The organism is Streptomyces ficellus, assembly GCF_030406405.1.
Classification (GTDB): domain Bacteria; phylum Actinomycetota; class Actinomycetes; order Streptomycetales; family Streptomycetaceae; genus Streptomyces; species Streptomyces ficellus_B.
In genome coordinates, this window is record NZ_JAUEPL010000006.1 from 40588 (window position 1) to 55800 (window position 15213).

At 72.6% G+C, this 15213-nt stretch carries 16 protein-coding genes; 12 read left to right on the forward strand and 4 right to left on the reverse strand.

What is annotated here, in order from left to right; genetic code table 11:
* The first annotated feature begins 85 nt into the window (after positions 1–85).
* The 6 genes from QWM81_RS06365 to QWM81_RS06390 all read left to right on the forward strand — a co-directional run bounded on the left by QWM81_RS06365 (position 86) and on the right by QWM81_RS06390 (position 5798).
* The gene (locus QWM81_RS06365; protein ID WP_290110596.1) at positions 86–1513 is read left to right on the forward strand and encodes an MFS transporter; all 1428 of its coding nucleotides are present in this window, start codon (positions 86–88) and stop codon (positions 1511–1513) included.
* Between the two features lie 59 nt (positions 1514–1572).
* Positions 1573–1773, forward strand: coding sequence for a ribbon-helix-helix protein, CopG family (locus QWM81_RS06370; protein ID WP_084894464.1), 201 nt, complete (start codon positions 1573–1575; stop codon positions 1771–1773).
* The gene (locus QWM81_RS06375; RefSeq protein WP_290110597.1) at positions 1770–2150 is read left to right on the forward strand and encodes a type II toxin-antitoxin system death-on-curing family toxin; all 381 of its coding nucleotides are present in this window, start codon (positions 1770–1772) and stop codon (positions 2148–2150) included. Before QWM81_RS06370 ends, QWM81_RS06375 begins: the two co-directional genes overlap by 4 nt.
* A gap of 112 nt (positions 2151–2262) precedes the next feature.
* Entirely contained in the window at positions 2263–4047 is a 1785-nt protein-coding gene (locus QWM81_RS06380) for a DEAD/DEAH box helicase (RefSeq protein ID WP_290110598.1), read from the forward strand.
* 274 nt (positions 4048–4321) lie between these two features.
* On the forward strand, positions 4322–4963 hold the full coding sequence (locus QWM81_RS06385; protein ID WP_290110599.1) for an IclR family transcriptional regulator: 642 nt from the start codon (positions 4322–4324) through the stop codon (positions 4961–4963).
* 61 nt (positions 4964–5024) lie between these two features.
* Positions 5025–5798 (forward strand): S16 family serine protease, encoded by a 774-nt coding sequence (locus QWM81_RS06390; RefSeq protein ID WP_290110600.1) that lies wholly within the window; start codon positions 5025–5027, stop codon positions 5796–5798.
* A gap of 181 nt (positions 5799–5979) precedes the next feature.
* On the opposite strand, the gene QWM81_RS06395 is transcribed toward QWM81_RS06390, so the two are convergent.
* The gene (locus tag QWM81_RS06395; protein ID WP_290110601.1) at positions 5980–6447 is read right to left on the reverse strand and encodes an Lrp/AsnC family transcriptional regulator; all 468 of its coding nucleotides are present in this window, start codon (positions 6445–6447) and stop codon (positions 5980–5982) included.
* 121 nt (positions 6448–6568) lie between these two features.
* On the opposite strand from QWM81_RS06395, the gene hppD reads away from it, so the two are divergent.
* Positions 6569–7714 carry a 4-hydroxyphenylpyruvate dioxygenase gene (gene hppD / locus QWM81_RS06400; RefSeq protein WP_290110602.1) on the forward strand — a complete coding sequence of 382 codons (1146 nt, stop codon included), beginning with the start codon at positions 6569–6571 and terminating at the stop codon, positions 7712–7714.
* A 160-nt stretch (positions 7715–7874) separates the two neighbouring features.
* Here the strand turns inward: hppD and QWM81_RS06405 are convergent, their stop codons facing one another.
* Entirely contained in the window at positions 7875–9455 is a 1581-nt protein-coding gene (locus QWM81_RS06405) for a tetratricopeptide repeat protein (protein ID WP_290110603.1), read from the reverse strand.
* Positions 9456–9564: 109 nt separating this feature from the next.
* Here QWM81_RS06405 and QWM81_RS06410 point away from each other — a divergent pair, with 109 nt between their 5' ends.
* Positions 9565–10944 carry an FAD-binding oxidoreductase gene (locus QWM81_RS06410; RefSeq protein WP_290110604.1) on the forward strand — a complete coding sequence of 460 codons (1380 nt, stop codon included), beginning with the start codon at positions 9565–9567 and terminating at the stop codon, positions 10942–10944.
* Positions 10945–11026: 82 nt separating this feature from the next.
* Positions 11027–11410: a VOC family protein gene (locus tag QWM81_RS06415; RefSeq protein WP_290110605.1), complete on the forward strand. Its 384-nt coding sequence runs from the start codon at positions 11027–11029 to the stop codon at positions 11408–11410.
* Between the two features lie 9 nt (positions 11411–11419).
* Here the strand turns inward: QWM81_RS06415 and QWM81_RS06420 are convergent, their stop codons facing one another.
* Entirely contained in the window at positions 11420–11860 is a 441-nt protein-coding gene (locus tag QWM81_RS06420) for an SsgA family sporulation/cell division regulator (protein ID WP_290110606.1), read from the reverse strand.
* 242 nt (positions 11861–12102) lie between these two features.
* Here QWM81_RS06420 and QWM81_RS06425 point away from each other — a divergent pair, with 242 nt between their 5' ends.
* Together QWM81_RS06425 and QWM81_RS06430 are read left to right on the forward strand one after the other, a co-directional pair.
* Positions 12103–13491, forward strand: coding sequence for an RDD family protein (locus QWM81_RS06425; protein ID WP_290110607.1), 1389 nt, complete (start codon positions 12103–12105; stop codon positions 13489–13491).
* 66 nt (positions 13492–13557) lie between these two features.
* Positions 13558–14256 carry an RDD family protein gene (locus QWM81_RS06430; protein ID WP_290110608.1) on the forward strand — a complete coding sequence of 233 codons (699 nt, stop codon included), beginning with the start codon at positions 13558–13560 and terminating at the stop codon, positions 14254–14256.
* Here QWM81_RS06430 and QWM81_RS06435 read toward each other — a convergent pair.
* On the reverse strand, positions 14242–14487 hold the full coding sequence (locus tag QWM81_RS06435; RefSeq protein ID WP_290110609.1) for a hypothetical protein: 246 nt from the start codon (positions 14485–14487) through the stop codon (positions 14242–14244). The genes QWM81_RS06430 and QWM81_RS06435 overlap by 15 nt on opposite strands.
* A 244-nt stretch (positions 14488–14731) precedes the next feature.
* Here QWM81_RS06435 and QWM81_RS06440 point away from each other — a divergent pair, with 244 nt between their 5' ends.
* The gene (locus QWM81_RS06440; RefSeq protein ID WP_290110790.1) at positions 14732–15187 is read left to right on the forward strand and encodes a hypothetical protein; all 456 of its coding nucleotides are present in this window, start codon (positions 14732–14734) and stop codon (positions 15185–15187) included.
* Positions 15188–15213 lie beyond the last annotated feature (26 nt).

The window sequence follows — 15213 nt, forward strand, 5'->3', positions numbered from 1 at the left end:
GCGGTCACGGCCTACGACCATGGGACGAGGTCGCTCCGGTCCACGGACAGGGGCCAGATGGGGGAATGCCACTTACGGTGAGGGCATGACCGTTGTGGGAAGCAGTCGCACAGGGATGTCCGCCGGGCCGCAGAAGCCCGGCGGTGTTCTTGGGCGGCAGCATCGTGCGCTCAGTGTCGGGATCATCTCCGTGGTGATGCTGATCGCCTTCGAGGCGACCGCCGTCGGTACGGCTATGCCGGTGGCAGCGCGGGAGTTGCACGGGATTCCGCTGTACGCGTTCGCGTTCTCGGCGTACTTCACCACCAGCCTCTTCGCGATGGTGCTGTCCGGTCAGTGGTCGGACCGCGCCGGGCCGCTCGGGCCGCTGACCGCCGGGATCGCCGCCTTCGGGGCCGGGCTGCTGCTGTCCGGGACGGCGGGGGTGATGTGGCTGTTCATCCTCGGGCGGGCCGTGCAGGGGCTGGGCGGCGGGCTGGTGATCGTGGCGCTGTACGTGGTCGTCAGCCGGGCGTACGCGGAGCGGCTGCGGCCCGCGATCATGGCGGCGTTCGCGGCCGGGTGGGTGATCCCCTCGGTCGTCGGGCCGCTCGCCGCCGGGACGGTGACCGAGCGGCTGGGCTGGCGGTGGGTCTTCGTCGGCATCCCCGTGCTCGTCGTCCTGCCACTGGCGCTCGCCCTGCCGGCGATACGGCGGATGGCGTCCGGGCCGGCCGAGCGGGAGGCGCCGGTGGCGTTCGACGGGCGGCGCATCCGGCTGGCGCTGGGGATCTCGCTGGGCGCGGGCCTGCTCCAGTACGCGGGCCAGGACCTCCGCCCGCTGTCGCTGGTCCCGGCGGTGGCGGGCACCGCCCTGCTGGTGCCCGCCGCGCTCGGGCTGCTGCCGCGCGGCACGTACCGGGCGGCGCGCGGGCTGCCGTCGGTGGTGCTGCTGCGGGGGCTGGCGGCGGGGGCGTTCATCTCGGCCGAGTCGTTCGTGCCGCTGATGCTGGTCACCGAGCGGGGCCTGAGCCCCACCATGGCGGGGCTTTCGCTGGCGGTGGGCGGGGCGACATGGGCACTGGGCTCGTACCTCCAGTCACGGCCACGCGTGGAGCCGTACCGCGAGCGGCTGATGGTGCTGGGGATGCTGCTGGTCGCGGCGGCCATCGTGACCGTGCCGAGCGTGCTCATCCCCGCCGTACCGGTGTGGATCGTGGGCGTCGCCTGGGGCTTCGGCTGCCTCGGCATGGGCATGGTCATCGCCTCCACGAGCGTGCTGCTGCTGAAGCTGTCGGCGCCGGAGGAGGCGGGCGCCAACTCGGCCGCCCTCCAGATCTCCGACGGCCTCGCCAACGCCCTGCTCCTCACGGGCGGCGGCGCGGCCTTCGCGGCGCTGGGCGGCGGCTCGGCGGCCGGGCACGCGGTGGTGACGGGCGGCTCGCACCCGGCCGCCTTCGCGGCGGTGTTCCTGCCGATGGCGGGGGTGGCCGTGGTGGGGGCGTGGGTGGCGACGCGGTTGCGGGTGCGGTAGGCGGTCGGCGCGCCAGAGCGTAGTACCACTCTGACCCCACGCGGTGGTACCATTCTGGTATGGCTATGAACCTTCGCCTCCGTGATGACCAGACCGACGCCATAAGGCAGCGCGCCGAGCAGGAGGGCGTCAGCATGCACGCCATAGTGCTTCAGGCGGTCGACGACTACCTCGCGCGTACGGCACAGCAGGCCATCGTGCGCAAGACGGCCAAGGAGCAGGCCGCCAAGTGGCACGAACTGATGGAGCGCCTCAAGTGACGTGCGTCTATCTGTCGTCGGAAGACGTCCTGGCCATCGCCGAACACGCGGTCGATGACCAGGGCGTCGTCGTCCGTGACGCCGGGCTTCTCGAATCGGCGGTGCACCGGCCCGCGGCCGCCATGTTCGGTCAGGAGGCGTATCCGGATCTCATCGACAAGGCGGCCGCGCTGCTCCAGTCACTCGCGATCAACCACCCGTTCGTCGACGGCAACAAGCGCACCGCGTGGCTGTCCTGTGTGACCTTCCTCGCCATGAACGGTGTGCAGTTGCGGCCGGACATCGACGCGGCCGAGCGGCTGGTGATCGCGGTCGCCACAGGTGAGGCGGACGAAGTGAAGGTCATCGCCGAAGGGCTGCGCGGCCTCGCGCTGTGACCCGGGTCTCAACTGCTCCCGGCCCGGTGTCGTCCGGGCCGGGAGCGGGTCACGGCACCGGTAGGGTGGCCCGGTTGTCGTACGTAACAGCCGAGAGACCGAATCGGAGACCGTGACTACTACCGCCTCCCATCACCTCTCACCCGCCTTCCCCGGCCGCGCCCCCTGGGGCACCGCGAACAAGCTGCGTGCCTGGCAGCAGGCCGCGATGGAGAAGTACATCCAGGAGCAGCCGCGCGATTTCCTCGCGGTCGCGACGCCCGGCGCCGGTAAGACCACCTTCGCGCTGACGCTCGCCTCCTGGCTGCTGCACCACCATGTCGTGCAGCAGGTCACCGTCGTCGCGCCGACCGAGCACCTGAAGAAGCAGTGGGCGGCCGCCGCCGCGCGGATAGGCATCAAGCTGGACCCGGACTACAGCGCCGGGCCGCTGAGCAAGGAGTACCACGGGGTGGCGGTCACCTACGCCGGCGTCGGCGTACGGCCCATGCTGCACCGCAACCGCAGCGAGCAGCGCAAGACGCTCGTCATCCTCGACGAGATCCACCACGCCGGTGACTCCAAGTCCTGGGGCGAGGCCTGCCTGGAGGCGTTCGAGCCCGCGACGCGTCGGCTCGCGCTCACCGGTACGCCGTTCCGGTCCGACACCAACCCCATCCCCTTCGTCACGTACGAGGAGGGCAACGACGGCATCCGGCGGTCGTCCGCCGACTACACGTACGGATACGGCAACGCGCTCGGCGACGGGGTCGTCCGGCCCGTCATCTTCCTCAGCTACAGCGGCAACATGCGCTGGCGCACCAAGGCCGGTGACGAGGTCGCGGCCAAGCTCGGCGAGCCGATGACCAAGGACGCCATCTCGCAGGCCTGGCGCACCGCTCTCGACCCGCGCGGCGACTGGATGCCGAACGTGCTGCGCGCCGCCGACCAGCGGCTCACCGAGGTCCGCAAGGGCATCCCGGACGCGGGCGGGCTCGTCATCGCCTCCGACCAGGACTCGGCCCGCGCGTACGCCAAGCTCCTCCGCGAGATCACGGGCACCAGGGCGACCGTCGTCCTCTCCGACGACGCGGGCGCCTCGAAGCGGATCGACGAGTTCAGCGAGGGCGACGACCGCTGGATGGTCGCGGTCCGGATGGTGTCCGAGGGCGTCGACGTACCGCGCCTCGCGGTCGGCGTGTACGCGACGACGATCTCGACGCCGCTGTTCTTCGCGCAGGCGGTGGGGCGTTTCGTACGTTCCCGCCGGCGCGGCGAGACGGCCTCCGTCTTCCTGCCGACCATCCCCACCCTCCTCACCTTCGCCGGCGAGATGGAGGTGGAGCGCGACCACGCCCTCGACAAGCCGAAGAAGGCGGGCGAGGACGATCCGTACGCCGAGTCCGAGAAGGAGATGGACGAGGCCAACAAGCAGCAGGACGAGGACACCGGCGAGCAGGACATGCTGCCCTTCGAGGCGCTGGAGTCCGACGCGGTCTTCGACCGGGTGCTGTACGACGGCGCCGAGTTCGGCATGCAGGCCCACCCCGGCAGCGAGGAGGAGCAGGACTACCTCGGCATCCCCGGGCTCCTTGAGCCCGACCAGGTGCAGCTGCTGCTGCGCAAGCGGCAGGCCCGGCAGATCGCGCACAGCAGGCAGAAGCCGGCCGAGGAGGCCGACCTGCTGGAGCTGCCGGCCGAGCGGCGGCCGGTCGTCTCGCACAAGGAGCTGCTGGAGCTGCGCAAGCAGCTGAACACGATGGTGGGCGCGTACGTCCACCAGAGCGGCAAGCCGCACGGGGTGATCCACACCGAGCTGCGCCGGGTGTGCGGCGGGCCGCCGAGCGCGGAGGCGACGGCCGGGCAGATCCGGGAGCGGATCAAGAAGGTCCAGGAGTGGGCCACACGGATGCGCTGAGCGCGCGAGCCGTACATCGCAAAACACGCATACCGGGACGGAATTTCCGTACAGCAATCGCTTGCGCCCGGATTCTGGACGAGGTCTTCCGCTGAGCGGAGCCGCTCGCTACTGTCCCGGCAATCGCAGTGCAAACGTTCCGTGGCAGCGCCGCCGCGGAGCGCAGCCGGTGCGCCATGCCTGCCGGCGGCCTCTCCGTGCGTCGCCGATGGGACCGGTGCCGTATCCGCCGTTGAGAGTACCCGCCGTCACTCACTCCGAAGGAGAGGGCGTCGTGACCGCGGAGACATCCCAGACGCTCGACCGAGGACTGCGCGTCCTCAAGCTGCTCGCCGACACCGACCACGGGCTGACCGTCACCGAGTTGTCCAACAAACTCGGCGTCAACCGCACCGTCGTCTACCGTCTGCTCGCCACGCTCGAACAGCACGCCCTCGTGCGCCGTGACCTGGGCGGCCGGGCCCGCGTCGGCCTCGGCGTGCTGCGGCTTGGCCGCCAGGTCCACCCCCTCGTACGGGAGGCCGCGCTGCCCGCGCTGCGGGCGCTGGCCGAGGACATAGGGGCCACCGCCCACCTCACCCTGGTCGACGGGGCGGAGGCGCTCGCCGTCGCGGTCGTCGAGCCGACGTGGACCGACTACCACGTGGCGTACCGGGCCGGTTTCCGCCACCCGCTGGACCGGGGCGCGGCCGGCCGCGCGATCCTCGCCGCCCGGCAGGGCGTGCTGAGCGACCCGGGCTACACCCTCACGCACGGCGAGCTGGAAGCGGGCGCGAGCGGCGCGGCGGCCCCGCTGCTGGGTGTCACGGGCATCGAGGGCAGCGTGGGCGTGGTCATGCTGGCCGACGCCGTACCGGAACGGGTCGGGCCCCGCGTGGTCGACGCGGCACGGGAGGTCGCCGACGCCCTGCGGTGACGGGGCGGGCGGGGCGGGCGGGGCGCGTCAGCGCGCGGGGGCGGGCCGATAGATTGGCACCGTGCTCTCCAGTCTCACGCGTCCCCGTGCTCTCGCCCTGTGCGCCCTGCCGATCGCCGCGCTGCTCGTCGTCGCCGGGGTCGCGCCGTTGCCGTACACCCTCGCGCAGCCCGGGTCGACCACCGACGTGCTCGGGGAGCACCAGGGCCGGCAGGTCATCACCATCTCCGGCGTGCCCGTCCGCGAGACCCGCGGCGAGCTGCTGATGACGACCATCATGGCCACCGGGCCCCGCGCGGACGTCGACCTGGCGGACGTCGCCGACAGCTGGTTCCGCGGCGACCGGGCCGTCCTGCCGCGCGACTCCGTGTACCCGGCCGGCAAGTCCGACGCGGAGATCGAGAAGCACAACACCGGCCAGATGCGGCAGTCCCAGAACAGCGCCGTCCAGGCCGCCCTGGGCTACCTCGGCAAGAGCCCCGAGGACGTCAAGGTGGAGCTGCGCCTCGCCGACGTCGGCGGTCCCAGCGCCGGGCTGTTCTTCGCGCTCGGGATCATCGACAAGATCCAGGGCGGCCTCACCGGCGGGCGGACGATCGCCGGTACGGGCACGGTCACCGCCGACGGCACGGTCGGCGCCGTGGGCGGGGTGTCCCTCAAGACGCAGGCCGCCCACCGCGACGGCGCCACCGTCTTCCTCGTACCGAAGGACGAGTGCGGGGACGCCCAGGCCGAGCTGCCCGAGAACCTGCGGCTCATCCCCGTCACCGCCCTCAAGGACGCGGTGTCGTCCCTGCGCGCGCTGGATCAGGGCAAGCCCGTTCCGAGCTGCTGACAGTCCCGTCCAGCCCGCGCCAACAGGGGAAGACCGCCGGCGTCAGCGTCGCCACGAAGTAGAGGCCGCCGACCGTCAGCAGCGCCGGTACGAGACCCACCCGCTCCACCGGGTAACCCGCGCCGGCCCCGCCCAGCGGCGTGGTCCCGGTGTTCCTCGTCGTCTCCTTCGGAAGCCCTCCCTACTCTTCCGCCGCCTGCTCCACCAGCGGGATGATCCGCAGCGGTACGGGGTTCTCCATCACGATCGCCGTGGAGGCCCGCACGATGCCGTCGAAACCGACGACCCGGTCGATCACCCGCTGAAGGTCCGCGTTCGACCGGGCCACCAGCCGGCACAGCATGTCCCCGTGACCCGTCGTGGTGTGCAGCTCCAGGACCTCCGGTACGCCCGCCAAGTGCTCGCGCACGTCCGCCCCTTGGCCCTGCTTGATCTCCAGCGTCGCGAACGCCGTCACCGGGTAGCCCAGGGCCGCCGGGTCGACGTCCGGTCCGAACCCGCGGATGACCCCGCTCGACTGGAGCCGGTCGAGCCGCGCCTGCACGGTCCCGCGCGCCACCCCCAGCCGCCGCGACGCCTCCAGGACCCCTATCCGGGGCTCGCGCGCCAGCAGTGCGATGAGCCTGCCGTCCAGATGATCGATCGCCATGACGGCCTCCGGGTGGTCATCCTGTACAGAACGCCCGACCATACTGCCCTCCACCTGTGCAGATTGCCCACCCCCGGCGCCAACTATTGCGCACCTTGCCAAACGGAGAGAGCCTGCCGCCATGACTGAGACCATCGATCACACCCCCGACACCGCCCGGCAGGCCGACCCCTTCCCGGTGAAGGGAATGGACGCGGTCGTCTTCGCCGTCGGCAACGCCAAGCAGGCCGCGCACTACTACTCCACGGCCTTCGGCATGAAGCTGGTCGCCTACTCCGGACCGGAGAACGGCAGCCGCGAGACCGCCAGTTACGTCCTGACGAACGGCGCCGCTCGCTTCGTGCTCACCTCCGTCATCAAGCCGTCCACCGACTGGGGCCGCTTCCTCGCCGACCATGTCGCCGAGCACGGCGACGGCGTCATCGACCTCGCCATCGAGGTCCCGGACGCCCGCAAGGCGTACGCCTACGCCGTCGAGCACGGCGCCACCGGCCTCGCCGAGCCGTACGAGGTGAAGGACGAGCACGGCACCGTCGTCCTCGCCGCCATCGCCACCTACGGCCAGACCCGCCACACCCTCGTCGAGCGCTCCGGCTACGACGGCCCGTACCTCCCCGGCTACGTCCCCGCCCAGCCCATGGTGGAGCCCCCGGCCAAGCGCACCTTCCAGGCCATCGACCACTGCGTCGGCAACGTGGAGCTCGGCCGCATGAACGAGTGGGTGGCCTTCTACAACAAGGTCATGGGCTTCACCAACATGAAGGAGTTCGTCGGCGACGACATCGCCACCGAGTACTCCGCGCTCATGTCCAAGGTCGTCGCGGACGGCACCAAGAAGGTCAAGTTCCCGATCAACGAGCCGGCGATCGCGAAGAAGAAGTCGCAGATCGACGAGTACCTGGAGTTCTACGGCGGGCCGGGCGTGCAGCACATCGCCCTCGCCACCAACGACATCGTCGCGACGGTCCGCACCATGCGTGCGGGCGGCGTCCAGTTCCTCGACGTCCCCGACTCGTACTACGACACGCTCGGCGAGTGGGTCGGCGACACCCGCGTACCGATCGACCAGCTCCGCGAGCTGAAGATCCTCGCCGACCGCGACGAGGACGGCTACCTGCTGCAGATCTTCACCAAGCCGGTCCAGGACCGACCGACGGTGTTCTTCGAACTGATCGAGCGCCACGGCTCCATGGGCTTCGGCAAGGGCAACTTCAAGGCGCTGTTCGAGGCGATCGAGCGCGAGCAGGCCAAGCGCGGCAACCTCTGACGACCACGGCCCGCCCGCACCCGGCGTACGGCCGGGGCGGGGCCGTGCAGGCTCGTCCCCGCAGGGGATGGGGGCGCGGCAGGGGCTCGTTTCACCAGACCCAGGGCCGCCGGCCCCGAGGAGGCGAGCCCGGAGGGGTCCCGCCCCACCCCCACCGGTCTCACCGCCCCGACGCCGACGCGCTCGGTGAAGCACTCACCGACGCGCTCGACGACGCGCTCGGCGAGCCGTCCGGGCGCCGTGGCTTCACAGACGGCTGCCGCCGCTCCGTATCCCGGGGCGGCGGCGACCACGTACGGGACGTACCACCGCCCGAAGCCGCACCCGACCCCGACCGCCCCCGCGCTTCCTCCCCGCCACCTGCGTCGCCCCTCGGCCCGCCCTCCGGCGGCTCGCCCAGCGCGGCCAGCGCCTCCCGGGCCTTCGGCGCCAGCAGCGGCGAGAAGTCCGGGTTGACGCGCAGCGCCTCCTGGATGTGGCGGCGCGCCGCCCCGTACTGCCCCAGCGCCCGCTCGATCTGCCCCCGGTGGTACGCGAACAGCGCGCTCCGCAGCCCCTGCTCCGTCGCCCGCCGGGCGTACCCAAGCGCCTCCTCGGGCTTCCCCGCCCGGTACAGCGCCCAGCCCAGCGCGTCCGCCACGTGCACCGACCGCTGCCCCTTCGCCCACACCGCCCTCAGCGAGGTGACCGCGGCGGCCGGGTCGCCGTGGTCGGTCTCGTACCGCGCGAGGACCAGTGTCTCGTTCACCCCGTGCGCCGCCCCCTCCGCCGCCCGCGCGCGCAGCATGTCGTACTGCGTGCGGGCGTCCCCGTCCAGGCCGAGCGACTCGTAGAACTCGCCCGCCTCCAGCGCGTATTCGGGCAGCGGCAGCGCCTCCAGCGCGGCCCCGTAATCCCGTACCGCCTCGTCCGCCCGCCCCAGCGCCGCCAGCGCCCGCGCCCGCCCGGCCAGCGACGGGCCGTGGCCGGGCACCAGCCGCAGCGCGGGTTCGTAGGAGGCGGCGGCCTCGGCGGGCTCGCCGCGCTCCCACGCCAGGTCGCCCAGCCGCGCCAGGCACGCCGCCTTCTCCGCCGGCGTGGCCGCCAGCGCGACCGCGTCGTACGCCAGGGCCGACGCGTCCTCGCGCCAGCCCCGGTCCCGGTGCACCAGCGACGCGCGCGACAGCGCGGGCGCGCCCGGCCGCAGCGCCCGCAGCCGTTCCATGGCGCGGCCGGCGGACACGTAGTCGCCGAGCCCGCTGTACGCGTCGATCAGCACCGCGTACGCCTGCCAGCGCCGTGGCGTGTGGTTCCGTACCGCCTCGCCCCACTTGCGGGCCGCCGGGAAGTCGCCGCGCGCGTTGGCGAGCGCGCCCATGCCGAGCTGCGCGTCGACGTTGCCCTTCGCGGCGGGCAGCACGGTCAGGGACCGCTTCAGCGCCTTCTCGGCCCGTACATACGAGGCGGTGTCGCCGCTGCGGGCGCCCCGCTCCACGTACGCCGTGCCCAGCTCCGCCCAGGACGCGTCGTCGCGCGGGTGCGCGCGCAACCACTTCTCGCGGTCACCGATGAGCGCGGCCAGCTCCGGCAGCGACGCCTGCGCGCCCGCGTGCGCCGCCGACACCGCCCGCGCGACGGGCCCCGGCGCGGGCGGCGGCCCGTCCCCGCCCAGGCTGCCCGGCACGAACAGGACGGCCGCGCCGGCCAGCACCGCGCCCGCCCCCACGCCCAGGACGATCTGTGGGACCCGTTCCGTGTTCATGGCGCAACTGTGCGTCACGCGGTGCGTCAATACGACGAGACACCCGGCGTTCCCGGAGCGGATCGCCCGCCGGGTTCACACCGATGGCCCCGGATGCCAGGCTGGGATCATGGAAGACGTCCTGGCACGACTGCATGAGCGCCTCCGCGCGGGACTCCCGGCCGACGCCCTGATCACCGACGCGGACATCACCGCTTCGTACGCCCATGACATGGCGAGCTTCTGCGAGGCGGGCACGCCCGCCGTGGTGGCCCTGCCCCGCACCGTCGAGCAGGTCCAGCACGTGATGCGCACCGCGACCGAACTGCGTGTCCCCGTCGTCCCGCAGGGCGCCCGCACGGGCCTGTCGGGCGCCGCGAACGCCGCGGACGGCTGCATCGTGCTGTCCCTCACCAGGATGGACCGCATCCTGGAGATCAACCCGGTCGACCGGATCGCCGTCGTCGAGCCCGGCGTCATCAACGCCACCCTCTCCCGTGAGGTCAACGCGCACGGCCTGTACTACCCGCCCGATCCCTCCAGCTGGGAGATGTGCACCATCGGCGGCAACATCGGCACCGCGTCCGGCGGCCTGTGCTGCGTCAAGTACGGGGTCACCGCCGAGTACGTCCTCGGCCTCGACGTCGTCCTCGCGGACGGCCGCCTGCTGTCCACCGGCCGCCGCACCGCCAAGGGCGTCGCCGGGTACGACCTGACCCGGCTCTTCGTCGGCTCCGAGGGCACCCTCGGCATCGTCGTACGGGCCGTCCTGGCGCTCCGGCCGCAGCCGCCCCAGCAGCTGGTGCTGGCGGCCGAGTTCGCGTCGGCGGCCGCCGCGTGCGACGCCGTGTGCGCGATCATGGAGCGGGGCCACACCCCCTCGCTGCTCGAACTCATGGACCGTACGACGGTGCGGGCGGTCAACCGGCTGGGCCGCATGGGCCTGCCCGAGTCGACGGAGGCGCTGCTGCTCGCCGCCTTCGACACCCCCGACCCCGGCCCCCACCTGGCCGCGGTGGCGGAGCTGTGCACGGCGGCCGGCGCCACCCAGGTCGTCCCGGCCGAGGACGCCGCCGAGTCCGAACTGCTGCTCAAGGCCCGCCGGATGTCGCTGACCGCCCTGGAGGCGGTCAAGTCCGCGACGATGATCGACGACGTGTGCGTACCGCGCTCCCGGCTCGCCGCGATGATCGACGGCACGGCCGCCATCGCCGCCAAGCACGACCTGACCATCGGTGTCTGCGCCCACGCCGGCGACGGCAACACCCACCCCGTCGTCTGCTTCGACCACACCGATCCCGACGAATCACGGCGCGCCCGCGAGTCGTTCGACGAGATCATGGCGCTCGGCCTGGAGCTGGGCGGCACCATCACGGGCGAACACGGCGTCGGCGTACTGAAGAAGGAGTGGCTCGCCCGCGAACTGGGGCCGGTGGGCCTGGAGTTGCAGCGGGGCATCAAGCGGACCTTCGATCCGCTCGGCATCCTCAACCCCGGCAAGCTCTTCTGAGGCTTCAGCCCTAGTCCCGATGTCCGATGGCCCGGGGACCCGCCGCGCGCATAGCGTGAAGAGGACCGACGAAGGAGGAGCCGTGCCCGCACGTCTTGACCACACCATCGTCCGCAGCCGCGACCGGTTCGCCGCCGCCCGCTTCCTCACGGAGCTGATCGACGCCCCCGAGCCGAAGCCCTTCGGGCCGTTCGCCTCCGTCCCGCTGGAGGGCGGCGTCACCCTCGACTACCTGGACGACGACGCCCCCGACATCACCCCCCAGCACCTCGCCTTCCTCGTCCCCGACGACGAGTTCGACGAGATCCTCGCCCGGATCAAGGAGCGCGGGCTGCCGTACTGGGGGGACCCGCACCACCACGAGCCCCAGCGGATCAACCACCACTTCGGGGGGCGTGGCGTGTACATCGACGACCCGGACGGCCACTCGATCGAATTCATCACGCATACGTACGTCACCGACTGACCGCGGCCGCTAGACGTCCCCGTCCAGGTCGCCCGGGGTGCGGGCCAGCAGCTCGGCCAGGGCGTCGTCCAGGTCGAGCCGCCCGGCCTCCGTGCCGGGCTCCACCACGCGCAGCGTCCGCTCCAGCCACGCGGAGACCGGCGCGGCGGGGGCCTCAAGGAGCGCCTCGCCCTCCGGCGAGGACAGCGCCATCAGCACGACGGCCCGCCCGTCGAGCGTGGTCGGCCAGACCCGTACGTCACCGTGCCCGCACGGCCGGAAGACCCCCTCGACCAGCAGCTCGCGGGCCAAGGTCCAGTGCACGGGGACGTCGGAGCCGAGGTGGAAGGTGATGTGCACGGCGTACGGGTCGTCCGTGCGGTACGTCAGCCGGGCCGGGACGGGGATGCCGCGCTCGGGCGACACCACCAGCGTGAGTTCCAGCTCGCGCTCCACGACGGTGTGCTGCATGGGACGGTTCCTTCCTCTGAAGACCTGTGAAGGTGTACGGGCCCCGAAGCGGGCCGCACAGAGGGAGAGCCGCTTTCCCGTCCGTCATTACGCGACTTCCGATGAGGGGTTTCTCTTACTTTCTGTGACACTGATGTGACCGAATGGTGGTCGTTGTCGCCGGACCGGTCCGGGGGCGCTCGGCGGTCTGATAGATGTGGTGCCTTGAATTGAGGCCCTCGAGGAGATACGGGACCACGGTGATGAGCGCCCCAACCCCGGCAACCGGCGACGGCAGCCCCACGCCTGGCTACTACCCCGATCCGTCCATCCCGGGATACATCCGGTTCTGGAACGGTGCCGCGTGGGTGCCCGGCACGAGCCGGCCCGCCCCCAAGGACGGCGAGGCGGCGCCGGTGCCGCCGGCCTCGGCCGCTCCGGCGCCCGCTGCCGCCCCGGCGTCCGCGCCTACGCCCACGCCTTCGGTGGAGGAGACCGGACCGGTCTTCTTCGACGAGTTCGACCAGTTCGAGGAGGGGGAGGACCCGGCCGCCGAGGCGCGGCAGGAGCCCGCGTCGGTCTGGCAGGCGGACGCCTCGCGCCAGACCGGGTTCGGCGGCGAGCGCGACCACCGCGTCTCATGGGGTGCCGAGAGCGGCGAGGACCCGCGTCGGCAGGCCACCGACCCGACCGGCGGGGCCCTGCCCGGCGTACGGAACGTGGAGCCGCAGACCGGTGAGGCACCGGCCCGGGAGGGCACGGTGACCATCCGCGCGGTCACGCCGAAACCCGAGCGGCCCGCCGACGGCACCATGACCATCCGGGCCCTCACACCGGACGCGCCGAGCACCCCGCAGGCCCCGTCCCCGCCCCAGCCCCACCCCCAGTCCCCGCCCCGGTCGACCGCCGCGGCCCCCGCCCCCGCCCCCGCCCCGGTCGCCCCCGCTCCCGCCCCCGCGGCCCCCGCTCCCGCTCCCGCGCCCGCCACCCCGATCACCCCCGCCGCGCACGGCCCCGGCGGTGGCGCGGCTTCCTGGGCGCAGCAGGTGCACCAGCTCGCCCAGCCGGAGGTGCCGGCGCAGGCGCAGGGGCTGCCCGAGCAGCCGGTGCTGCCGTGGAAGCCCCCGGTGGACGACCCGTTCCTGCGGGCCGCCCGGGCCCAGGCCGCCGCCCGCCCGGCCGCCCTCGGCAGGCGGCTGGCGGCCCGGCTGATCGACACCGTGGTCCTCGGGGCGGCGGTCGGCGCCGTCGCCGTACCGTTCGTCGCCAAGGCGCTCGACCACATCGACGGCAAGATCCAGCAGGCCAAGCAGTCCGGCGAGACGGTCACCGTATGGCTCGTGGACGGCACCACCTCGACGTACTTCGGCATCGCGCTCGCCGCGCTGCTGGTCCTCGGCGTGCTGTACGAGGCGCTGCCCACGGCCAAGTGGGGCCGGACGCTGGGCAAGAAGCTGTGCGGCCTCCAGGTGCGGGACATCGAGTCGCACTCCCCGCCGCCGTTCGGCGCGGCGCTGCGCCGCTGGTTGGTCTACGGGGTGCTGGGCGTCCTGGTGGTCGGCGTGGTCAACGTCCTGTGGTGCCTGTTCGACCGCCCGTGGCGCCAGTGCTGGCACGACAAGGTCGCGCATACGTTCGTGGCGGGCCAGTGAGCCGGGGGTAGCCCGAACGGACGGTGATCCGTTGCGGGGCTCCGCGGGGCGGGATGCACTGCCCCCATGAGCAACGAACCGCCGCCGTCCGGTCAGCAGCCGCCCGAGGACGATCCGTTCCGCAAGAAACCGCAGGACGAGGGGGCGCAGCCGCCGCCCGAACCGCCGCCCCCGCCTCCACCGGGCGGCGGCGGGCCGTACGGGACCGGCGGCCCCTACGGTGGCGGCGGGCCGTACGGCGGTGGCCCCTACGGGGGTGGACCGTACGGCTATGGCGGTGCCGATCCGCTCGCCGGGATGCCGCCGCTCGCCAGTTCCGGCAGGCGCGTCCTGGCCCGGCTCATCGACTGGCTGATCATCGTCGTGCCGCTCGCGCTCATCGGTATCCCGTTCGGCATCTACACGAGGGTGACCGACGAGACCGATGTCGCGGACGTGTGGCGGACCAACGAGGGCGGGGAGTGGGTCTTCCAGCTCCTCACGATCGTGGCGTACGTCGCCTATGACACCCTCATGACGAAGAGGAACGGGCAGACGGTCGGCAAGCGGCTGTTGGGCATGCGGGTGGCGATGCTCAACGACGGCAGCGTGCCGACCACGAACGCCGCGCTGACCCGGGCCGTCGTGCTGTGGCTGCCCACGCTGATCTGCTGCGCGTGCCTGTGGCCGTTGCTGCTGCTGATCCTGATCCTGGTCGACAAGCCGTACAAGCAGGGCTTGCACGACAAGGCCGCCAAGACCGTCGTCGTGTCAACGACGCAGTGAGTGCTCCCGGGGCTTCGCCGGGGCGGCCGCGTGCGCGTTCCCGTACGCCGTACGCCGCCCCGCCGGCTGCGGCAGGGTCATCGCGACCAGCAGGCCGAGCGCGAGTGCGGCCACGCCGATCAGGGCGATGCCCGGCCCGGTGGTGGTGCGGGACAGCAGGAGCATGGCGACGGTCGCGAAGACGACGGTGGCCGAACCATAGGCGAGCTGTGCGGCGGTCGGACGCGGCATGGCGGGTTCCGTCCTCGAAGCAGGGGAGCACCGGATGGGGGTCACGCAACTCGGTCGCACTGTTTCTGACTCTACGACGGTGGATGCCCGAGAGGAACCGCTAGTAAGCGTGACCTAACCCACGGTACCGGTGCATGGGGGGCGCACGGAGTCACGGCCTATGCCATATGGCCGGAACACGGCGCCTGTTGACGCGATCCACCGGGGTGTGGTCCGTCGCGGCAGCGGGGGAGGACCGCATCAAGTGGCCAACACCACAAGCGCGTTGAGGCCCGCCCTCACCCTCGCCCTCACCCTCGTCACCTTGGCCGCGAGTGCGGTGGGGGCGGGGACGACCGCCCGGGCCGCCGTCCCCGGCCGTGACGGCTCCGCGCACGGTACCGCCGAGGGCCAGCGCGACGGGCATGTCATCGACGGCCCCTTCAGCGCCCGGCAGCGGCTCCAGCGGCAGGCCGCGCTGGAGCAGGTGCTGAGCGGGCGGGCGGAGGTGGAGCGGCGCGGCGGCTCCCGGGTCGTGAACCTCGGCGAGCGCAAATACGTCGAGCTGGGCCGGGAGCGCACCGCGGGCAATCCGGTCTTCGACGACCACAAGGGCGTGTACTGGTACGCCCAGAGCCGGCACGGCAGCGTGCGGACCAGGGACACCACACCCGGATCACGGTCACCGCGCAGCCGCCGGACGGTTCGTCCGTCACGGTGAGGGTGGGGCCGTCGGCCGGCTGATGC